The following is a 22,156-nucleotide window of genomic DNA, read 5'->3' as shown; positions in this document are numbered from 1 at the left end:
AAATTCACAAAAAATTCACAAAAAATGAGTAAAATTTAATCTTGATTTTTCTTTAGGATTTGTTATTATGAAAAAGAAGATTGTTTTAATCATTTTAATTGCAATACTTGGAAGTGTTGGGGCTTATTTTATTTTTTTTAATAATGATGAAAAAATCAGCTATTTAACTCAAAAAATACAAAAAAAAGATATATCTCAAACCATAGAGGCAGTAGGAAAGGTATATGCCAAAGATCAAGTCGATGTGGGTGCTCAAGTTAGTGGACAAATTATAAAACTTTATGTTGATGTGGGAACTCATGTAAAGCAAGGTGATTTGATCGCTCAAATTGATAAAGATAAACAACAAAACGATTTAGATATTACAAAAGCTCAGCTTGAAAGTGCTAAGGCTAATTTAGAGAGTAAAAAAGTTGCCCTTGAGATTGCGAATAAGCAATATCAAAGAGAGCAAAAACTTTATGCAGCTAAAGCAAGTTCTCTTGAAAATTTAGAAACTCAAAAAAATAATTATTATACTTTAAAAGCCAATGTTGCAGAGCTTAATGCTCAAGTAGTTCAGCTTGAAATCACTCTTAAAAATGCACAAAAAGATTTAGGTTATACAACCATTACTGCTCCTATGGATGGTGTTGTGATTAATGTAGCTGTAGATGAAGGACAAACAGTTAATGCTAATCAAAACACTCCTACTATAGTCCGTATAGCTAATTTAGACGAAATGGAAGTAAGAATGGAAATAGCAGAGGCTGATGTGAGTAAGATAAAAGTAGGAACAGAGCTTGATTTTTCTTTGCTTAATGATCCTCAAAAAACTTATCATGCTACTATTGCAAGTATAGATCCAGCTGATACTGAAGTGAGTGATTCTAGTACAAGCTCAAGCTCATCAAGTTCGAGTTCTTCAAGCTCAAGCTCATCAAATGCTATTTATTATTACGCAAAATTTTATGTAGCCAATAAAGATGATTTTTTGCGTATTGGTATGAGTATACAAAATGAAATTGTCGTAGCGAGTGCAAAGGCTGTTTTAGCAGTGCCAACTTATGCAATTAAAAGCGATCCAAAAGGCTATTATGTTGAAATTTTAGAAAATCAAAAAGCTGTTAAAAAATATGTCAAACTTGGCATTAAAGATTCTATCAACACTCAAATTTTAGAAGGTGTAAATGAAAATGAAGAATTGATAGTAAGTTCAAGTGCTGATGGCTTAGCTCCTAAAATGAAGTTGAGATTTTAATGATTTTTCTTAAAAATATTTGCAAGAATATAGGCGAAAATGCCATTTTAAAAAATGTAAGTTTAAGTATAGAAAAAGGTGAATTTGTTGCTATTATAGGACAAAGTGGAAGTGGTAAAACTTCACTTTTAAATATCATAGGAACATTAGATGCGCCAAGTAGCGGAACTTATGTTTTTGATGAGTATGAAGTCACTAAACTTAATAACGACGAAAAAGCAAGATTAAGGCGTGAAAAAATAGGCTTTATATTTCAAAGATATAATCTTTTAAGCTTGCTTAGTGCTAAAGAAAATGTTTCTTTACCTGCAGTTTATGCGGGAAAAAATTTACAAGAAAGAAGTCAAAATGCTAAAAAACTCTTAAATGATTTAGAATTAGTTCACAAGTTAGATTCTAAACCGAATGAATTAAGCGGAGGGCAGCAACAACGCGTTTCTATAGCAAGAGCTTTAATCAATGGTGGAGAGCTTATTTTGGCTGATGAGCCAACGGGAGCTTTGGATAGTAAAAGCGGTATTATGGTGCTTGAAATTTTACAAAAACTTAACGCACAAGGTCATACTATAGTCTTAGTAACTCACGATCCAAAAATTGCAGCACAAGCTAAAAGGGTTATAGAGATTAAAGATGGAGAAATTTTAAGCGATACTAAAAAGGAAAAAGCTCAAGAAAAACTTATTTTAAAAACAATGCCCAAAGAGAAAAAAACACTTACTTTGCTTAAAAATCAAGCCTTTGAGTGTTTTAAGATAGCTTATTCTTCCATACTTGCACACAAACTTCGTTCTATTTTAACTATGCTTGGAATCATCATAGGTATTGCTTCTGTAGTTTGTGTTGTAGCTTTGGGGTTGGGCTCTCAAGCTAAGGTGCTTGAGTCCATTGCAAGACTTGGAACAAATACTATTGAAATTCGTCCTGGAAGGGGTTTTGGAGATTTGCGTTCGGGTAAAACAAGGCTTAATTTTAGCGATTTAGAAACGCTAAGATCCCTAGAATACTTAGAAGCAGTGGATGCTCATTCAAATACTTCAGGAGTAGCAACTTATACTAATATTTCTTTAAGCGCAAGAGCTGAAGGAGTGGGGGTAAATAATTTTGCTATAGAAGGCTTAAGGATAGATGCGGGAAGAATTTTAGATAATGATGATGTAAAAAATAGCACCAATGTTGCTGTATTGGATTTTAATGCTAAAAAAAATCTTTTTCCTGATGAAAAAAGTGAAAATATTTTAGGTCGTGTGGTACTTTTTAATTCTCAACCTTTTAAGATCATAGGAGTTTTACAAAAAGATACAGACAAACCTATAGAAGATAATGTAGTGCGTCTTTATATACCCTATACAACACTGATGAATAAGCTTACAGGAGATAGAAATTTGCGTGAAATCATAGTTAAGGTTAAAGATGATGTGAGTTCAACTTTGGCTGAAAATGCTATCATAAGAATTTTAGAAATTAAACGCGGACAAAAGGATTTTTTTACTTTTAATTCTGATACCTTTAAGCAAGCTATTACAGCAAATAAACGCACTACAACCATACTTACCGCTTGTGTGGCTGTGATTGCTTTGATTGTTGGGGGTATAGGAGTGATGAATATCATGCTTGTTTCTGTAAGTGAAAGAACAAGAGAAATAGGCATACGTATGGCTATAGGGGCTAGAAGAGAAGATATTATGATGCAGTTTTTAATCGAAGCGGTTATGATTTGTACTATAGGGGCGATTTTAGGTGTGATTTTATCGATTTTTATTATTTTTGCTTTTAATACTTTAAGTACGGATTTTCCTATGATTTTAAATGCTTATTCTGTGCTTTTGGGACTTTTAAGTTCTATGTTTATCGGTGTGGTTTTTGGTTTTTTCCCTGCAAGAAATGCAGCAAATTTAAATCCTATTAGTGCATTATCAAAGGAATGATATGAAAATAATACTTAGCATTTTTTTAGCATTTTTCTTGAGCGCTTGTGGTGCAAAACTTAGCTTGCCTAAAGAAGTTGATTTAACTCAAGAACAAATGAAAGATTTAAATCTCACTTATGATTGGTATAAATCCTATGATAATGCAAAATTAAATGAATTTCTAAATTTTGTTTTATTGAATAATAGTGATATTAATATTGCTAGAAAAACTTTGCTTTCAGCTTTGGCTAGAGCTGATTTGATTGATTATGATTTATATCCGACTTTAAGTGGAAATTTGGGTTTTGGTGGAGATAAAGATTTAAATTCAGGCAAACAAAGTAAAAATTTCAATAATTCTTTAAATTTAAGCTATGAGCTTGATATTTATGGCAAATTAAGAGATAGCGCAAGTGCAAGTGAATTTAGTGCGAAAGCAAGTGCTTATGATCTTGAAAATTTAAAAATAAGCATGATCAATACAGCTTTAAATAATGTGTTTGAGCTGGCTTATTTTAACGATGTAGATAAATTGCTTCGAGTCTATCTTTCAAATTTAGAACAAATGAAAGAGCTTTATAGCTATAAATACAAGCTTGGAAAAATAGAAGAATTAGATCTTTTAAACATAGAACAAAGCTTATTAAGAGCTAAACAAAATTTATTAAGCAATGATAAAAATCGTAATTTACTCATAAAAAATTTACAAGATTTATTGGCAAAGCAAGAAGGTTTTGCCTATATAGAGTATTTTAAAACTTTATCTTTAAATGATTTTAAAACCTTAAGTCCTGATTTTAATATACCTTTAAAAGCCTTAGCATACCGTGCAGATGTGAGGTCTAAACTCAATAGCTTAAAATCAGCTTTTAAGGATTATTCTTCCATGCAAAAATCTATTTTGCCTAGCATTTCTTTAGGTGGAGCATTAAGCGGAAGTGATAAAAAAATCGATGATAGTTTTAAATTTGAAATTTTAAGTGGCAATGTTAAGATTTCTTTACCTTTCTTAGATTATGGTAGAGTAAAGCAAAATATCAAAATTTCACAATTTACTTATGAGCAACTTTTAATTTCTTATGAACAGGCTTTGCAAAGTGCGATGAATGAATTTGCATTGAATTATAAAGACTATCAAAGCGACACCTTGCTTTTGCAAAATTTGCAAAATATTAACATTAAACAAGAGCTTATCGCTAAGGCGTATTATGAAAAATATATTTTAGGAAAAAGCGAATTAAAAGATTATTTGGATGCAAATAATACTTTAAATTCTACCCAGCAAGAATTTTTAAGAGCTAGATTTAATCTTTTAAAAACCATTAATTCTTACTATCAAATCACAGCTTTAAGTTTTAATGATGAAAACTTAGAATTTCCTAAGTATTAAATTTAATAATCGATGATATTTTTTAAATCCTCGAGTAACTTTTTAGCCATCAGCTCATAGCCTTTTATAGTAAGATGTACATCATTGAGCGAAAGCTTTTGTTCTATCCATTTGTTTTTTCCCCCACTATCTTGCATAAACTGATGCATATCAAAGATAAGAGTTTTTTCTTCTTTAGCAACTTCATATAATGCTTTGCGTATGGTAAAAAAATCAGGAGCAAGCTTATAGTTTTTACCCTGTTTTTGAACTACGGTTGGTGGAGAGATTAGCATGATAACAGCGTTTTTATTGTAAGTTTTTAAAATGCTAATCCATTTTTTTAAGTTATTTTTGAATTTTTGTTTTTCAAACCCTTTAAAGAGTGCATCATTAGAACCATAAGCAAGAATAATTAAATCATTGTGTAAAAGTACTAGTTCTTTTTTTACAACTGCTTGATTCCAAGAGAGCCATAAATCACTTTTGGCACCATTGATTGCAATGGTATCTAAGAAAACATTATTATTTTTATTTGTGATGAAATATCCTCCTAGCTCAGCATCCTTTTGTAAGGCTGAAATTTGCAAAGGAAGATCAAGTTCTAGTTCTTTATAGGACCATTTATTAATTTGTGTGGTTCTTAACTTATAGCTTCGGTTTTTTGCATCTTTGATGCTAAAAGCATTGGTATTTTGTTTGGCTTTAAATAAAAACCCTATTTTGAATTTTTTTTTATCTAAGGTTGTATCAAGGTTGATTTTTGCACCTTTGATTTTTGCTTTGGCTATTATCCCACCTAGTGGAAAATTATGTCCAGCATTAGCAGGATTTCTTGAGTTTAAAATTTCAAAGTTTTTATAAGAATAAACAAGATTAAGATTTTGCTGATATTTAGGTTGTAAAGGATAGGCAAAACCTATAGAGTTAGAGCGGATTAAATATCCTCTCATGACACGCGGAAAGAAATCAGCCGCCATATGAGAATCTCCATAAATTCTAATTCCTATCTTTTGATTTTTTTCTAATTTTTTTTCTAGATTTTTAAGATCTTTTTTTGATACATAATTTGTTAAAGCAGGGTGATTTTTGTTTTGATTGAGTATGGAATCTATTGTGTCATTTGTATTTAAATTTTGTGCATAAGAGCTAGTAAAAATAATAAAAAACAATAAGATAATTTTAAATTTATTTACTAGCATTTTCTTCCTTAAGTTTTATGTGTTCTAATAAAAGTTTAGACATTTCTCTTGCGCCACTTGGAGTAAAATGAACCCCATCATCTGTTCTTACTTTTATACTTCTATTGTTTTCATCTTTTATATAAGCTGAGTATTCATCATTGACACTAAAAAATAGCTTAGTGTTGATAAAAATTTCTTTATTTTTAAGAATTTCATCGCTGTAAATTTTATTGAGCACTTGTATTTTTTTGTTCAAATCTTCTTTTTTTACAGGAGGGATTTCAAACCAAAAAACTTTGGCTTTATGTTTTTTAGCGATTTTAATGATTTCATCTACACGATTTGTATAAATATCTATCCAAGAAGGGGAACCAAAACGATGGTAATTTCCTCCTTTTTTAATATCCCAAGGATCATTAGCGCCAAGAAGAACAACAAGATATTTAATATTTGAGTTTTTAACAAAAGCTTCATTGGTCGCTTTTGACCAGTTAAAATAGGATTTATAAGAAAGGCCTGTATTTTGTTTACTAAGATCGGTTACCTTAAGATTTAAATTTCTTAAATCTCTATTTAAGGCTATTGCAACACCTTGCATTAAAGAATCTCCGATAAATAAAAACTCATCTCCATTTTGCAGTTCTAATTTAGTATTATCGATAAAACTAATATTTGCATCTTGAACTAAAGTTAGATTTGCTTCTTTATGAGAAGTGTTTTCATCATTTTCTAAAGTGTTTAAAACTTTATCTATTTTACTTAAGTTTTCATCTGTTGATTTATTTTCTTGATTTATAGTTTCTTCATTAGCTTGAGGTAAGGGTTCGTTGCTTAAAATTGCACGAATTTGTTCTAATTTAATTTTGAAGCCATTGGCTTCTTTTAAAAGATCATTATGGGGATAGAATGCAAAGTGATATTTTTGTTCTATATAAGAGCTAATGCTCTGATTCATAACTACAACAACCAAGCCAAGCACTATAATCAAAATGAAGAAAAATCTAACTGCACTCATCTAAAAACTCGAATAAATAAAATCAGGAATTCCATCTGGCATAAAAGCAAAAACCAAAAGTAAAATAAAAGCTATGATAAAAGGTTTTAGTAAAAATGGAGTAAGGTTTAAAATCTTAATGCAATATTCTTTAAAATTAATAAATAAAGGATAAATCATAAAAAGAACCCCAAAAGCAACCAACATATAAATATCATCATAAGATGGAATTTGGAAGAAATTATAATAACAAGCTTTAAAATATTCTATTGCATCTTCTAGATTTTTGCTATAGTAAAAGAAAATCCAAGTAAAACATACAAATTGAAAGGTTAAAAATCTTCCTAAAGCTGGAATTTTTTGTAAACTAAATTTGCTTAAAGCTAGCAAATGTATAAAAACTATGCCAATACCATGCAATAAACCCCAAACAATAAAAGCAAGTGTATTGCCATGCCACATACCTGAAAGTATAAAAGCGATGAGTATGTTAACTATAGTGCGTGGCATTCCTTTTCTATTGCCCCCTAAAGGTATATAGATATAATCTCTTATAAAGGTTGAAAGACTGATATGCCATCTAGTCCAAAAATCTTTTAGGTTTTTTGCAAGATAAGGCATGTTAAAGTTAGACGGAAGGGTAAAACCTAACATTAAAGCAAAAGCACAAACTAAATCAACATATCCGCTAAAATCACAGTATATTTGAATCGCATAGGCGTAAATTGCGCTTAAAAGTTGTATGAAATTATAAGATTGTGGAAAGTCTAAAATACTTTTAGCATAAATTCCAAGGTAATTAGCTATTAAAACTTTTTTAACTATACCAAAAACAAGCAAGATGATGATTAAATTTGCATGTTTAAATTCGCGTTTTTGATAGGCCTGTTCAAAGAAAAAAGAACTTCGCATAATAGGCCCTGAAAGTAGTGTTGGAAAAAATGATAAGAAGGTTGCCAAATTTAAAAAACTTTCTAAACGGCGTTTTTGATAAACTTCTACAAGATAAGTGATAGAAGTAAAGGTATAAAAACTAATTCCTATTGGAAATACTAAATCAATATTTAAAAATTCTAAACCGAAAAAATTTAATATCTCATCAACACTTCCTTTGATGCTAGGAAAGTATTTAAAAAAACACAAATTTAAAATAATAAAAGCCATACAAGTAGCGAAAATATAACGCTTGCGACGCACAAAAATTAGCAAGGCAAAATAATGTATAAAAAAGGTATATATAAATAAAACCAAGGCGAAATAAGGATTGATTAAAATATAAATAATATAAGAGAAAATTAAAATTAAAATATTTTGTATTTTGTAATCATTTTTAAAAGTCCAATAAATAGCAAAAAAAGCTATCATTAAGATACTAAATTCTAAAGAAAAATAAGTCATACCTTATAATCCAAAGCGAGATTCGCCCATAGTAGGGCAAAGATTATTTTTTTCTGCTTAATGCAATATTTTTGATGTATTGATCAGCTAAATAAAGTCCATTTCCGTGTTCTCCGATTAATTTAATCTTGTCAACTATACCGCGGAAAAGTGCTTCTTCTTCGTGTTGTTCGCTTACATACCATTGTAAGAAATTAAAAGTAGAATAGTCTTTATGTGTTAGCATGTGTTCAACTAAAGTATTGATTGATTTTGTGATAAATTGCTCATGTTCATAGGTTTTTTCAAAAACATCAAGCAAGGATTTGAAATTTTGTTCAGGCTGTTTTACTTCTTGAAGCTCTACATGAGAATCTGTTTCATTAAGATAAGTGATAAGCTTTTTAGCATGATCGCTTTCTTCGCTTGCATGTGCAAACAAGAAGGCTCCAGCTCCATCAAGACTGTTTTCATAGCACCAAGAGCTCATACTAAGATATAAGTTCGCTGCATACATTTCTTTGTTTATTTGTTCATTGAGTAATTTTACAACTTCTTTAGAAAGCATTCTTATCTCCTTATTAAAATTTAAAATGTTTTATAATGATATATTATTTTTTTAAAAACAAGCTAAATTTTTTGATAGTTAAAAATTATATTTAAGAAAAATGCAAAATAAAAAATGTTTCCAAAATGTTTCCAAGTTTTTTTAAACTTCCATTACTTTTTTTAAAGTTAAGGAGAAAAAATGAAAAAAATTCTATCTTTAAGTGTGGCAAGTTTTGCGCTTTGTGGTGCTTTAAATGCAGCAGATTTAAAAATCGCAGGTTCATCGACTGTGTATCCTTTTACTTCTTTTGTAGCTGAAGAATACGCTTCGATTAAAAATACAAAAACTCCTATAGTAGAGAGCTTGGGAACAGGGGGTGGATTTAAGGTATTTTGCGAAGGAACTACTGATATTTCTAATGCTTCAAGACCTATGAAATTAAGTGAATTTGAAACTTGCAAAAAAGCAGGAGTAACTGATATAGTAGGGATTATGATAGGTTATGATGGTATAGTTTTAGCTCAAAATAAAACCAATGCTCCATTAAATATCACAAAAAAAGAACTTTTCTTAGCATTGGCAAAAGAAATTCCACAAAATGGAAAACTTATACCAAATCCTTATACAAACTGGAATCAAATCAATAAAAATTTACCAAATCGTAAAATTAGTGTTTATGGTCCACCATCAAGTTCAGGAACAAGAGATACTATAGAAGAGCTTGTTATGAGTGATGTGTCTAAAAAAATTCCTGAGTATAAAGGCGAGTATAAAACTTTGCGTCAAGATGGTGCTTATATCCCAAGCGGTGAAAATGATAATCTAATCGTTTCAAAACTTACTATTGATAAAGATGCTTTTGGAATTTTTGGTTATAGCTTTTTAGTGAGCAACTCAGATAAAATCAATGTCGCTACTATCGATGGTGTTACACCAAGTGAAGAAAATATTGCAGATGAAAAATACGAACTTGCAAGAAGCTTGTTTATTTATATCAATGCTAAGAAAAATCCAAAAGAAGCCTTTGATTTTGCAAAAATTTACATGAGTGATGATTTGGCAAAAAGTGGCGGAGAACTTGAAAAAATAGGACTTGTTCCTTTAAGCGATGATAAATTAAAAGCTTCTCAAAAACATATAGAAGATAGAAAAATTTTAAATGATGAGCTTGTAAAAGCTGGAAAAGTTTTTTAAGGAAAAACTTTGCTAAAAGAAAAAATAATCAAATTTGCACTTTTTTTATGTGCTTTTGTAAGCGTGATAGTAAGCTTTGCTATCATGCTTACAATTTTAATTGAAGCTTTAAAATTCTTTCAAAAAGAAAGTGTTGCTACCTTTTTATTCTCAAGTCAGTGGGCAGCTGATGCAGCTTTTATGAATGCAGATGGCACGAGCAAACAAGGTGTTTTTGGAGCGCTATCGCTTTTTTGGGGAACTTTTTATATTTCATTGATTGCTATGCTAACGGCTTTACCTTTAGGGGTTATGTGTGCTATATATTTAGGTGTTTTTACTGGCAAAAAATCTAAAAATTACTTAAAACCTATTTTAGAAATCATTGCAGGGATTCCTACTGTTGTTTTTGGATTTTTTGCAGCTATAGTCGTAGCGCCTTTTATAGTGTGGTTTTTTTCTTTATTTGGCATACAAGCAAGTTTTCAAAGTGCTTTAGGCGCAGGTTTTATCATGGGGATCATGATAGTGCCTATAGTGGCTTCGTTATCTCAAGATTGCATTGAAGCAGTAAGCGAGAAAAGGATTAATGGCGCTTATGCTTTAGGTATGACAAAAAAAGAAGTGGTTTTTGCTGTGATTTTACCTGAGGCTATTCCTGGTATAGTTGCAGCTTGTCTTTTAGGACTTTCAAGAGCCTTAGGCGAAACTATGATAGTGGTAATGGCAGCTTCTTTGCGTCCAAATTTAACGATGAATTTTTTAGAAGATATGACAACAGTAACGGTAAAAATCGTAGAAGCTTTAAGCGGAGATCAAGCTTTTGATAGCTCTTTGGCTTTAAGTGCTTTTTCTTTAGGTTTGGTGCTTTTTATCATCACTTTAATCATCAATATGTTTAGCGTTTATCTCATCAATCGCTTTCACAAAAGGAAAAATTTATGAAAAAACTTTTTAAAAAAAGACAAAAAGCTTCAAAGTCTTTTAAAAGACTTTGTAAAATGGGGCTTTATATTAATTTAATTTTTCTTTGTATCTTTTTAGGAAGTGTGGGTTATCTTGGAATTGGAGCTTTTAAGCAAACTTATATTTTTGTAGAGGCTAATAGAAATTCTCCTGTTTATGATCTTTTATCTCGTGCTGAGCAAAGAAAAATAAGAACAGGGCAAATCACTGAAAAAACTTGGCTTTTGGCAAATTCAGAAGTGGATCAATATATGAAGCAAAAATATAATCGCCTTAGTGAAAAACAAAGAACTTTAGTCGATGATCTTGTGCAAAAAGGCGATATAGAGCTTAAATTTAATAGCAATTTCTTTTTAAATGGGGACTCAAAATCTCCTGAAAATTCAGGAATTTTATCTTCAGTTGTAGGGACTTTGCTTGTTATGCTTGTTTGTATGGTTGTGAGTGTTCCTATAGGCGTTGCAGCAGCAATTTATTTAGAAGAATTTGCACCGCAAAATTTATTTACACATTTTATAGAAGTGTGTATTAACAACCTTGCAAGTATTCCAAGTATCTTGTTTGGACTTTTAGGACTTGGAGTGTTTATCAATCTTTTTGGAATGCCTCGATCAAGTGCTTTAGTGGGTGGGCTTACTTTGGCGATCATGAGTTTACCTATTATCATTGTTTCAACCAAAGCGGCTTTAAAAAGTGTGGACATTAACATGAAAAATGCTGCTTATGCCTTAGGTATGACAAAGGTTCAAATGGTAAAAGGTATTATGTTGCCTTTGGCTATGCCTATGATTTTAACAGGTTCTATTTTGACTTTAGCTGGGGCTATAGGCGAGACTGCACCTTTGATGATTATCGGTATGATAGCATTTATCCCTGATGTAGCTAGTTCGATTTTTGATCCAACTAGCGTTTTGCCTGCTCAAATTTACTCATGGTCAGCTATGCCAGAGCGTGCATTTTTAGAAAGAACAGCAGCGGGTATTATTGTGCTTTTAGGACTTTTAGTCGTGTTAAATCTTAGTGCGATATTATTAAGAAAATATTTTCAAGGAAAATTAAAGTGATAGCAAAAACAACAAATTTAAATTTATTTTATGGAAAAAAACAAGCTTTATTTGATATCAATATGCAAATAGAACAAAACAAAATTACCGCACTCATCGGTGCTTCAGGATGCGGTAAATCCACTTTTTTGCGTTGTTTTAACAGAATGAATGATAAAATCGCAAAAATCGATGGTTTGGTAGAAATTGAAGGAAAAGATGTTAAAAATCAAGATGTAGTAGCTTTGCGTAAAAATGTAGGCATGGTTTTTCAACAACCTAATGTTTTTGTAAAAAGCATTTATGAAAATATCTCTTATGCACCAAAACTTCATGGTATGATTAAAAATAAAGATGAAGAAGAAGCTTTGGTGGTGGATTGTTTGCAAAAAGTAGGACTTTTTGAAGAGGTTAAAGATAAATTAAAGCAAAATGCTCTAGCTCTTTCAGGCGGACAACAACAACGCCTTTGTATCGCAAGAGCTTTAGCAATAAAACCTAAGCTCTTGCTTTTAGATGAGCCAACTTCCGCACTTGATCCTATTAGCTCAGGTGTTATAGAAGAGCTTTTAAAAGAATTAAGTCATAATCTTTCTATGATTATGGTAACGCATAACATGCAACAAGGCAAACGCGTGGCTGATTATACTGCATTTTTTCACCTTGGAGAGCTTATAGAATTTGGTGAAAGTAAAGAATTTTTTGAAAATCCAAAACAAGAAAAAACCAAGGCTTATCTAAGCGGTGCTTTTGGATAATAAAGCCACTTTTTAGCGGTTTTTTATTTTAAGAAAAATTTGTTAAAATTTGCCTTTTATCTTTGTAAGGCATTAATTATGGCAAAAAAACAACTTTCTTTAACAAGACTTAGTATTCCTATATTTTGGGATTTGCTTTCTAAGTATTTAACTGTGATTATCAATACTGCTATGGTGTCTCATTATTCTAATTTTCTTGTCGGTGCTATGGGGGCTGGAAATCAAATTTTAGATCTTTTTATCACTATTTTTTCATTTTTAAGTGTGGGTTGTAGTGTGGTGATAGCTCAGGCTATTGGTGCAAAAGATCATGTTTTAGCAAGAAAAGTGATTCATCAAAGTTTGTTTTTAAATGCGCTTTTAGGCTTTGTGTGTGGCGCGCTTATTTTATGGCATGGGAAGTATTTGCTTTATCTTTTAAAAATCCCACAAGAATTGCTCAAAGATAGTGAAATTTACTTGCATATGCTTGCAATTTGTTTGTTTTTTGATGCCATAGGAATTGTTTTAGCTGCTATTGCAAGGGTTTATAATATGGCTTATTGGGTCATGCTTATAGGCTTTTTGATGGATATAGTGGTGATTTGTGGAAATTATTATGTTTTGCATCATACAAAATCAGAACTTTTTGGAGTGGGGCTTAGTAATATTTTTGCTCGTATTGTTGCTATAGTGGCTTTACTTGTGATACTTTTTTATAAACTTAAAATTCATCTTAAAATCAAAGAAATGATAAAACTTGAAAAAGAGGTATTAAAAAAGGTTTTAAATATAGGTGGATTTTCAGCAGGGGAAAATCTTTTGTGGATAGTCCAATACACTATAGCTTTTGCTTTTGTAGCAAGCTTAGGCGAAGCAAGTTTGAGTGTGCAAACGATTTATTTTCAAATTTCAATGCTTATCATGCTTATAGGACAAGCTACAAGCATAGCTAATGAAATCATAGTAGGTAAATTAGTCGGTGCTAGATATGAAAATATCGCTTATAAACATGCTTGGCGTGCTTTGTATTTTAGTGTGGTGGCAAGTGCTTTAGTGGCACTTTTGAATTATCTTTGCCAAGATTTTACTATGCAAATTTTAGGACTTAAAGAAGAGTTAAAAAATTTAATGATACCTTTATTTGCCCTTTCAATCTTTCTTGAAATTTCACGAACTTTCAATATAGTCATGGTTAATTCCTTACGTGCAAGTGGCGATGCTAAGTTTCCATTTTTTAGCGGACTTGTTTTTATGATGGGAGTATCTTTGCCTGTGGGTTATGTGCTTTGTTTTCATTTTAATCTTGGAATTTTAGGGGTTTGGATAGGATTTTGTGCGGATGAGTTTTTGCGTGGAATGGTAAATTCATACAGATGGAAAAGCAAAAAATGGCAAGGCAAAGCTCTAGTTTAAAATCATTTACTTATAAAGATGAGTGTTATTTTTATTCTAAAAAACGCATAAAAACTTTAAGATTAAGGCTAAATGAAAGGGGTGAATTTGTTCTTAGCATTCCTTATTTTTGCACTTTTAAAAGTGTTTATGAGTTTTTAGATAAATCAAGTTCTTGGATAAATGAGGCAAAAAAAAGATTTGAAAAAAAAGTTTTAAAAGATGATGAATTAATCTTTTTAGCTAAAAAATATAAAATTATATTTGATGAAAATGCTAAAAAAACTTATTTTGATAAAGATAAAATTCTTTGTCAAAATAAAGCAAAATTAGATTTATTTTTAAGACAAAATGCCAAAAAGATTTTTACTTTTTATCTTAAAAAATGGAGCCAAAAAACAGGTTTATTTTACACGCATTTAAGCATTAAAAATATGAAAACGCGTTGGGGTTCATGTAATCACAATAAAGCTTATATTAACTTAAATTTAAAACTCATTCAAAAGAGTTTAAGGGCTATTGAATATGTGATTTTGCATGAAATAAGCCACTTAAAATTCCCCAATCACAGCAAAGAATTTTACGCTTTTATGGAGCATTTTATGAGCGATTTTAGACAAAGAGAGAAAGAATTTTTAAGTTAAAAATGTTATATTTATAGTTTATTTTTCAAAAAAGGCATAATATGACTTTGAATTTTGATTTTATTTATAATGCAGATAATAATATTTTTGAATATTTATTGCGTTTTTATGCGAAAAATTATAACTACACCCTTAGCAAAGAAGAAAATATTTATCATTTTTCTATTGATGCAGATGAAGAAAATTTAAAGACTTTTTGTGATTCTTTAAATTTCATGAGTCATAGTGTTTTTTTGAAAAAATTTGATGTAAAAGCGGGGCAGGATTTTAACCCTTGTATGCCAGAGGATAAAGAATTTTCAAGATTTTCTTATATTACTCATTTAAATTCTAATGCCTATCAAGAAAAAAAACTTTTAAACAAAAACGAGTGGGGCGTGTTTTGTGAGTGTGAATTTTCAAGCAATTTATCAGAATTTGAAAAAATCAATGAAGAAAATTTCAATACTTTTTTAAATCTTGCCTTTGATTTGTTAAGTCAAGAAAAAAAGATTTATTTAAAAGATAAAAATGGCATTTATGAATTTTCTTTGTTTAAGAACGAATTTATAGGAGATTTTTTACTTCCTTGTGATATTAAGGCTATAAATTCAGTTTTTGTTTGTTCAAATGAAAATTTAAAACTTCTTGCAAGTTTAGAAAAACCTTTGATGAAGCTAAGACTTAATGCCATGTTTAGAAAAAATCACAATCTTGATTTTAATGATTTTAAAATCAGACTTGCTAGAGATTTGTTTTGCTTTGCTTTAGGTTTAAAACTTTTTGAAAATGAATATAAATTTTTAAGCGTAAAAAAAATAGAAGAATATCAAAAAGATTTTTATATCAGTGCTTTAGATGAGCAAGTGGTGGTTTTGGAAGGCTTTGAATTTATCAATGCTAAGGCAAGAGAGCTTATTTTTTCTAAAGAAGATAAAAATATGGCAAGAATTTCTTATCTTGTAAGCCGTTATAAAGAAAAAGCTTTTATTTTAGAGCTTAGCAAAGATTATGAAGATATTTTGCTTATTAACAAAGAGCTTAATTTGCTTAAACTTTGCTTACCAAAACACAGCAAAGAACTTTATGAAGAGATTAAAAAAGATGAAATTGGTGCAAGGCTTTTAGAAAATTTTAGCAAGGAATTTCCTCTTTTAGATGAAAATTTTGAGCTTCAAAACAATTTTTATTCCTTGCTTGGCTTGGTAGGCAGAGTGCTAAATTTGGGTAAAAATTTACAAGAGAGTGCTAGTGAGCTTTTAAAAATTGCTGATGAATCAAAAATGCCTCGTGGAGTAAAGATTGATTATCGCTTGAAAGAAGATAAAAGTTTTGATTATACAAGAACTTTAAGATCTACTATGAGTTTTATGTTAGCAGGTGTGGATAGTGCTAATATCGCTTATGGAGCGGTTGAGAGTTTGGCTTATTTCTTACGTGATACTTATGATGAATTAAGAGAGAAAAAGCAAAGCGACTTAGCGCTTATAAGTGGCTCTTTGTTTGAACATAAATCTTTGCTTAAAAATACTTTAAAACATCTTAAAAATTGTCAGTTAAGCGATGTGCCACTTAGGGTATAAGATCAAAATTTCAGGCTTGGTGCAAGGGGTGGGTTTTCGCCCTTTAGTTTATGAACTAGCTTTGAAATCAAAGCTTTTTGGAGAGGTAAGAAATGATGGTTTTGGGGTAGAAATCATCCTTGCTTGTGCTCAAAAAGAATGTGAAAATTTCATAGAAAATTTAAAAAATCATCTTCCACCTTTAGCAAGAATAGATAAGCTTATAATGACGCAAATTTCTATTTCAAACTATGAGAATTTTAGCATTACTCCTTCTTTAGAGAATACAAAAAGCACGCCTATGTTAAGTGATTTTGCGCTTTGTAAGGAGTGTAAAAAAGAATTTTTTGATGAAAAAAATCCACGCTTTTTATATCCTTTTATCACTTGCACGCATTGTGGGCCACGCTTTAGTATTATAAAAAGTCTTCCTTATGATAGGATTAATACTTCCATGCAAGAATTATTGATGTGTGAGTTTTGTAAAAGCGAATATGTAGATCCTAAAAATAGGCGTTTTCATGCCCAGCCCATCAGTTGTCCTAAGTGTAAAATCAATGTTTTTCTTAAAAATCCAAAGGGTGAAATTTTAGCCAAAGATCAAGAAGCTTTTATGCAAAGTGCGAAGTTTTTAAAGGAAGGTAAAATTTTAGCCATTAAAGGCATGGGCGGTTTTCATCTCATGTGCGATGCTTTTAATGAAGAAGCTTTAAAAACTCTAAGACTTAGAAAAAATCGCCCTAAAAAACCCTTTGCTTTGATGTGTAAAGATTTACAAAGTGCTAAAGAACTTGCCTTTATAGATGAAAAAGAAGAGGCTTTGCTTGGTGGGGTTTTAGCTCCTATTGTGATTTTAAAGGCAAAAAAAGCCTTTTCTTTAATCGCACCTGATGTTGATAAAATCGGTATTATGCTAGCTTATACGCCTTTACATCTTTTGCTTTTTGAGTATTTTAAAGGAAGCCTTGTGGCAACAAGTGCAAATTTAAGCGGAGAAAGTATCATTAAAGATGAGTTTAATTTGTGTCAAAAACTTGATAAAGTTTTTGATTTTTATTTGGATTATGATAGAGAAATTATCAACGCAAGTGATGATAGCATAGCTCAAGTGGTAAATGGTAAAACTATGTTTTTGCGTACTTCAAGGGGTTTAAATCCTTTTTATTTGGAAAGAAATTTTAATAAAAAAGGCACTTTTTTAGCTTTGGGTGCGGAGCTTAAAAATGAATTTGTGATTTTTTATGAAAATAAACTTTTAATTTCTCCTTATATAGGGGATTTGAAAAGTCTTGATGTACATGAGAGATTTTTTAAACTTTTAGAATTTTTTAAACAAAATTATGATTTGAAATTTGATGCGATTTTGTGCGATAAACACCCGCATTTTAGCTATGCAAAAGAATTTGAAGAAAGGATTAAAATTTCTCATCATTATGCGCATTTTTGTGCGGCTTATTTTGAATACGAAGAAAATTTTGCAAAAGATGAAAAGGCTTTAGCTTTTATTTGTGATGGAACAGGTTATGGCGAAGATGGCAAAATTTGGGGTGGAGAAGTTTTTGTAGGAAATTTAAAAGAATATGAAAGAATTGCACATTTTGAAAATTTCACTCTTATAAATAGTGATATTAAAAATATACAAAATTTGGCTCTAAGTCTTATTTTTCATTATGATTTAGAAGATAAGGCTAAGGAGTTTTTAGCAAAAATTCCAAAAATTAAACTTGAAAATCTTAAAAAAATTTATTCACATTCTAACTTACAAACAAGCTCTTTAGGACGCATTATCGATGCTTTTGGAAGTATTGTTTTTAACTTAGAAAAAAGTTCTTATGAAGCCCAAGTTGGCTTAATGTGTGAAGCTTTTTATGATAAAAATCTTGATTTTTCTTACAAGCTTTTTGTAGAAAAAGGGCAGGTTAATTTTAAAAATTTAATTTTAGGGGCTTTGCAAGATGAAAAAACTAAAGCAATTACAGGTATGTTTAATGCCTTAGCAAATTTTATCATAGATTTTAGCAAAGATTATGATTTAAAAGTGCTTTTAAGTGGAGGAGTTTTTCAAAACAAAACCTTACTTGAAATTTTAAAAGCTAAAAATTTTGATTTTTTTGTACCTTTAAAATATCCTTGCAATGATAGCTCCATAGCCTTAGGACAAATGGTGCATTTTTTAAATTTAGAAAAATAAAGCAAATATTCTAAAAACTCATAATTTTTTAATGCTTTTAAGGTTAAAATGAAACAAAAAATATATAAGGAAAGAAAATGTGTAAAGATTGCGGCTGTTCTATAAATTCAAGCCATACGCACGATCATCATCATGATCACCACCATGAAAATCTAAGTTTAAAAGAAAGTAAAACCATAGAAGTGATTTCTAAAATTTTAAGCAAAAATGATGAAGAAGCTAAGCACAATAGGGCGCATTTTAATGAAGCTAACACGCTTTGTATTAATTTAATGAGTTCTCCAGGTAGTGGAAAAACTACGCTTTTAGAAAGTACGATCAAGGCTTTGAAAAATGAACTTAAAATCGCTGTGATTGAAGGGGATTTAGAAACCAATAATGATGCTCTAAGAGTAAAAAATGCCGGAGCTTTAGCGTATCAAATCACTACAGGACAAAGCTGTCATTTGGATGCTTTTATGGTGCATGAGGCTTTGCATCATTTGGCAATTGATGATGTGGATTTGCTTTTTATAGAAAATGTTGGAAATTTGGTTTGTCCTGCAAGTTATGATTTAGGAGAGCATTTAAATGTAGTTTTGCTTTCGGTAACTGAAGGAAGTGATAAACCGCAAAAATATCCTGTGATGTTTAAAAAGGCTGATATAGTTTTAATCACAAAGGCAGATTTGGCTCATCATTTTGATTTTGATGTTAAAGAGGCAATTAAGTTGATTAAAGAATTAAATCCTAGAGCAGATATTATCACTCTTGATGCAAAAAATGGTACTAATATGGAGCTTTGGTATAAGGTGCTTAAACTTAAAAAGGAGCTTTTTTAATGTGTTTATCTATACCTTCTGAAATTTTAGAAATCGATGAGTTAAACAATGCTTTAGTACAAACTTTAGGTGTGAAAAGAAAAGTTAATTTGGATTTGATTGATGAGCCTTTAAAACAAGGCGATTATGTCTTAATCCATGTAGGCGTTGCTATGGAAAAAATCGACAAAGAAGCTGCACTAGAAAGCATTAAAACCTATCAAGAAATAGTAGAAAAAATGAATAGCGGAGAGATAAAAAGCGATGAAGGAGATTTGGGTTTAAATGAATTTCATCGATGAATTTAGAGATAAAGAAAGCATTTTAGCTTTAAAAAAACTCATAGAACAAGAACTTAAAAATCCTATTAACATCATGGAAATTTGCGGTGGGCATACACATAGTATTATGAAATATGCCCTGCCTTCTATTTTGCCAAAGGAGATTAACTTTATCCATGGGCCAGGATGTCCTGTTTGTGTTATGCCAAGAGTTCGCATTGATACAGCTATCAAGTTAGCCTCTATGAAAGATACGATTTTTTGTACTTTAGGAGATCTTTTAAGAGTACCTGGAAGTGAAATTTCTCTGCTTGATTTAAGAGCTAAAGGGGTTGATGTTAGAGCACTTTATTCTCCACTTGAAGTTTTGGAAATTGCTAAGCAAAATTTAAACAAAAATATCATCTTTTTTGCTATAGGTTTTGAAACTACTACGCCTATGAGTGCTTTACTTCTTCAAAAGGTTATAGAAGAAAAAATAAATAATGTCTTTTTTCATATCAATCATATCACAGTTCCAGCACCTGTAGAAGCGATCATGAATGATGAAAATGTAAAAATCAATGCTTTTTTAGGCCCTTCTCATGTGAGTGTGATAACAGGTTATGGTATTTATGAGCCTTTAGCAGCAAAGTTTAAAACCCCTATAGCAGTGAGTGGTTTTGAGCCAGTTGATATTTTAGAGAGTGTGTTAAATATTATAAAACAAAGCAATGAAGGCACTTTTAAAGTGTACAATCAATACAAAAGAGCCGTAAGCAAAGAAGGTAATGTTAAAGCGCAAAATTTAGTAAAAAAATACTTTAGAGTGTGTGATTTTGAATTTCGTGGTTTAGGGCTTATTAAAGATGGGGGTTTGGAGCTAAAAGAAGAATTTAGCACCTATGATGCGAGTAAAAAATTTGATTGCGCGGTGCAAAGTAAAAATGAAAGCAAAGCCTGTATTTGTGGGCAAATTTTAAGAGGTTTGGCCAAGCCTTATGATTGTAAAGTTTTTGGTAAGGCTTGTACGCCAAGAAGTCCTATAGGAAGTTGTATGGTTTCTGGCGAGGGTGCTTGTGCGGCGTATTATAAATACTCAAAGGTGAATGTATGAAAAATATTTCCTTAGCCCACGGAGGTGGCGGAGAAGAGATGAACGAGCTTTTAACTAAGCTTTTTAAGATCTTTGATAATGAAATTTTAAATGCAAATAATGATGCAGCGATTTTAGGAAATTTGGCTTTAAGCACGGATTCTTTTGTTTTAAGTCCGATTTTTTTAGATGAAGAGGTCAATATAGGCAAACTTTGTGTTTGTGGTTCTATTAACGATGTTTTGATGGTAGGCGCTAAGCCAAAATATCTAAGTTTAGGGCTTATCTTAGAAGAAGGTTTTGAGCTAGAAAAACTAGAACGCATTTTAAAAAGCATTAAAGAAGAATGTGAAAAATGCGGAGTTATGTTAGTTTGTGGCGATACTAAAGTTGTTCCTAAGGGCAAAGCAGATGAAATTTATATCAACACTACGGCCTTAGGTGAAATTATTTCTAAAAAAGAAAGTAAAAATATCAAAGCAGGGCTTAGCATACTTCTTTCAGGTGATATAGGAAGGCATGGAGCTAGTGTTTTAATTAAAAGAAATGAGTTAGAAGCTGATGTTAAAAGTGATTGTAAGGCTTTGGATAAAGAGGTTTTAGAGCTTTTAGAAAAAGATATAAAGGTTGTAGCAATGAGAGATGCTACTCGTGGGGGGCTTAGTGCGGTTTTAAATGAGTGGGCAAAGCAAAGCGGAAATGATCTTTTGATCTTTGAAGAAAAAATCATCGTTCAAGATGAGGTTTTAGGACTTTGCGAGCTTTTTGGTTATGAAGCTTATGAGCTTGCAAATGAAGGCACTTTCATACTTTGCGTGGAAAAAGAAGATGAGTTAAAAGCCTTAGAAATTCTAAAAAAATACAATGTAAATGCGAGTATTATAGGAGAAGTTTTAGAAGAGAAAAAAGCACGTGTGATCTTACAAAACGCTTATGGGGCAAAACGCTTTTTAGAAAGTCCTAAAGGCGAACTTTTACCAAGAATTTGCTAATGCACGAATTAAGTATAGTAGAATCTTTAATCGAACTTTGTGAAGAAAATGCCTTAAACAATAAGGCTTACAATGTGCAAGAAATTTATGTAAAAATCGGGCGTTTGAGTGGTATAGAAGTGGATCTTTTTAAGCGTTGTTTTGAAACTTTTAAAGAAAACTCAAATATTTGTAAAAATGCTAAACTTTTTATAGAACTTGCTCCACTTGAAATTTTATGCTTAAAATGTGATCAAGTAAGCATTTTAGAAGAAAATGTTTTTAAGTGTCCTAAATGTCAAAGTATAGAATATAAAATCACACAAGGTGAGGACTTACACCTTATGCGACTTGTGATGAAATAATACATTGCGATGCTCGATTAAATTATAGTTAATCTATAGATAAAATATCTAAAAAATACAAAATCAAAAATTTTAAATTTTTATCCAAAATATAAAAACTAAAAAAATACACTTTTAAATTTATTTTAAATATAATTTACAAATACCACAAAAATATTTACAACATTTCATACAAATTTACTCTCATTAAATTAATTTTTTTATATAAAATAAAATTTAAATTGAAATTTTATAATTATATAATAATCAGTATTTAATTATACTTTAAGTTTAAATATTTTATTATTCCACTATTTTATTTTTATATTTTATATTATTATTAAAAAATAAATAATATGAAATTAATTTCAAAA

Annotated in this window: 20 protein-coding genes; 16 read left to right on the top strand and 4 right to left on the bottom strand. The window is 30.5% G+C overall.

Annotated elements, in window-relative coordinates; genetic code table 11:
* Positions 1-67: 67 nt before the first annotated feature.
* Genes AJ939_RS03960 through AJ939_RS03950 form a run of 3 tightly spaced genes read left to right on the top strand, consistent with a single transcriptional unit; the run spans position 68 to position 4,537 of the window.
* Positions 68-1,240, top strand: a complete 1,173-nt coding sequence (locus tag AJ939_RS03960; protein ID WP_070276045.1) for an efflux RND transporter periplasmic adaptor subunit — start codon at positions 68-70, stop codon at positions 1,238-1,240.
* Positions 1,240-3,165 carry an ABC transporter permease gene (locus tag AJ939_RS03955; protein ID WP_070276046.1) on the top strand — a complete coding sequence of 642 codons (1,926 nt, stop codon included), beginning with the start codon at positions 1,240-1,242 and terminating at the stop codon, positions 3,163-3,165. Before AJ939_RS03960 ends, AJ939_RS03955 begins: the two co-directional genes overlap by 1 nt.
* 1 nt (position 3,166) lies before the next feature.
* Entirely contained in the window at positions 3,167-4,537 is a 1,371-nt protein-coding gene (locus tag AJ939_RS03950; RefSeq protein WP_070276047.1) for a TolC family protein, read from the top strand.
* Positions 4,538-4,539: 2 nt separating this feature from the next.
* Here AJ939_RS03950 and AJ939_RS03945 read toward each other — a convergent pair whose 3' ends face one another.
* From AJ939_RS03945 to ctf, 4 genes are read right to left on the bottom strand one after another with little or no spacing between them, the layout of a single operon-like run.
* Entirely contained in the window at positions 4,540-5,718 is a 1,179-nt protein-coding gene (locus tag AJ939_RS03945; protein ID WP_070276048.1) for an SGNH/GDSL hydrolase family protein, read from the bottom strand.
* Entirely contained in the window at positions 5,705-6,715 is a 1,011-nt protein-coding gene (locus tag AJ939_RS03940) for a GDSL-type esterase/lipase family protein (RefSeq protein WP_070276049.1), read from the bottom strand. Before AJ939_RS03940 ends, AJ939_RS03945 begins: the two co-directional genes overlap by 14 nt.
* Entirely contained in the window at positions 6,716-8,092 is a 1,377-nt protein-coding gene (locus AJ939_RS03935) for an MBOAT family O-acyltransferase (protein ID WP_070276050.1), read from the bottom strand.
* Between the two features lie 43 nt (positions 8,093-8,135).
* Entirely contained in the window at positions 8,136-8,639 is a 504-nt protein-coding gene (gene ctf, locus AJ939_RS03930; RefSeq protein ID WP_002852256.1) for a non-heme ferritin, read from the bottom strand.
* A 180-nt stretch (positions 8,640-8,819) separates the two neighbouring features.
* Here ctf and AJ939_RS03925 point away from each other — a divergent pair, with 180 nt between their 5' ends.
* The 13 genes from AJ939_RS03925 to hypA all read left to right on the top strand — a co-directional run bounded on the left by AJ939_RS03925 (position 8,820) and on the right by hypA (position 21,803).
* On the top strand, positions 8,820-9,815 hold the full coding sequence (locus AJ939_RS03925; RefSeq protein WP_070274095.1) for a substrate-binding domain-containing protein: 996 nt from the start codon (positions 8,820-8,822) through the stop codon (positions 9,813-9,815).
* 9 nt (positions 9,816-9,824) lie between these two features.
* Positions 9,825-10,739 (top strand): phosphate ABC transporter permease subunit PstC, encoded by a 915-nt coding sequence (gene pstC, locus AJ939_RS03920; protein ID WP_070276051.1) that lies wholly within the window; start codon positions 9,825-9,827, stop codon positions 10,737-10,739.
* Complete coding sequence (gene pstA, locus AJ939_RS03915; RefSeq protein WP_070209861.1) at positions 10,736-11,824, top strand: phosphate ABC transporter permease PstA; 1,089 nt, start codon at positions 10,736-10,738, stop codon at positions 11,822-11,824. The genes pstC and pstA overlap by 4 nt, the downstream gene beginning before the upstream one ends.
* Positions 11,821-12,561 carry a phosphate ABC transporter ATP-binding protein PstB gene (gene pstB / locus AJ939_RS03910; RefSeq protein ID WP_002776307.1) on the top strand — a complete coding sequence of 247 codons (741 nt, stop codon included), beginning with the start codon at positions 11,821-11,823 and terminating at the stop codon, positions 12,559-12,561. Before pstA ends, pstB begins: the two co-directional genes overlap by 4 nt.
* Before the next feature lie 78 nt (positions 12,562-12,639).
* Positions 12,640-13,956 (top strand): MATE family efflux transporter, encoded by a 1,317-nt coding sequence (locus AJ939_RS03905; RefSeq protein ID WP_070276052.1) that lies wholly within the window; start codon positions 12,640-12,642, stop codon positions 13,954-13,956.
* Complete coding sequence (locus AJ939_RS03900) at positions 13,932-14,579, top strand: M48 family metallopeptidase (RefSeq protein WP_070274121.1); 648 nt, start codon at positions 13,932-13,934, stop codon at positions 14,577-14,579. The genes AJ939_RS03905 and AJ939_RS03900 overlap by 25 nt, the downstream gene beginning before the upstream one ends.
* Positions 14,580-14,620: 41 nt before the next feature.
* Positions 14,621-16,141 carry a hypothetical protein gene (locus AJ939_RS03895; RefSeq protein ID WP_070233275.1) on the top strand — a complete coding sequence of 507 codons (1,521 nt, stop codon included), beginning with the start codon at positions 14,621-14,623 and terminating at the stop codon, positions 16,139-16,141.
* A complete protein-coding gene (hypF, locus tag AJ939_RS03890) occupies positions 16,122-18,311 on the top strand; it encodes a carbamoyltransferase HypF (RefSeq protein ID WP_070276053.1) in 2,190 nt (729 codons plus the stop codon). Before AJ939_RS03895 ends, hypF begins: the two co-directional genes overlap by 20 nt.
* Positions 18,312-18,388: 77 nt before the next feature.
* A complete protein-coding gene (gene hypB / locus AJ939_RS03885; protein WP_070276054.1) occupies positions 18,389-19,132 on the top strand; it encodes a hydrogenase nickel incorporation protein HypB in 744 nt (247 codons plus the stop codon).
* On the top strand, positions 19,132-19,413 hold the full coding sequence (locus AJ939_RS03880) for a HypC/HybG/HupF family hydrogenase formation chaperone (RefSeq protein WP_002776342.1): 282 nt from the start codon (positions 19,132-19,134) through the stop codon (positions 19,411-19,413). Before hypB ends, AJ939_RS03880 begins: the two co-directional genes overlap by 1 nt.
* On the top strand, positions 19,397-20,488 hold the full coding sequence (gene hypD / locus AJ939_RS03875; RefSeq protein ID WP_070276055.1) for a hydrogenase formation protein HypD: 1,092 nt from the start codon (positions 19,397-19,399) through the stop codon (positions 20,486-20,488). Before AJ939_RS03880 ends, hypD begins: the two co-directional genes overlap by 17 nt.
* The gene (hypE, locus tag AJ939_RS03870) at positions 20,485-21,459 is read left to right on the top strand and encodes a hydrogenase expression/formation protein HypE (protein ID WP_002787379.1); all 975 of its coding nucleotides are present in this window, start codon (positions 20,485-20,487) and stop codon (positions 21,457-21,459) included. Before hypD ends, hypE begins: the two co-directional genes overlap by 4 nt.
* Complete coding sequence (gene hypA / locus AJ939_RS03865; RefSeq protein ID WP_060786187.1) at positions 21,459-21,803, top strand: hydrogenase maturation nickel metallochaperone HypA; 345 nt, start codon at positions 21,459-21,461, stop codon at positions 21,801-21,803. Before hypE ends, hypA begins: the two co-directional genes overlap by 1 nt.
* The last annotated feature ends 353 nt before the right edge of the window (positions 21,804-22,156 follow it).

The sequence above is a fragment of the Campylobacter sp. BCW_6889 genome (assembly GCF_001762535.1).
GTDB classification, from domain to species: Bacteria; Campylobacterota; Campylobacteria; order Campylobacterales; family Campylobacteraceae; genus Campylobacter_D; species Campylobacter_D jejuni.
Note: the sequence above shows the minus strand (reverse complement) of the source record. Positions and strands in the feature narration are given on the sequence as shown.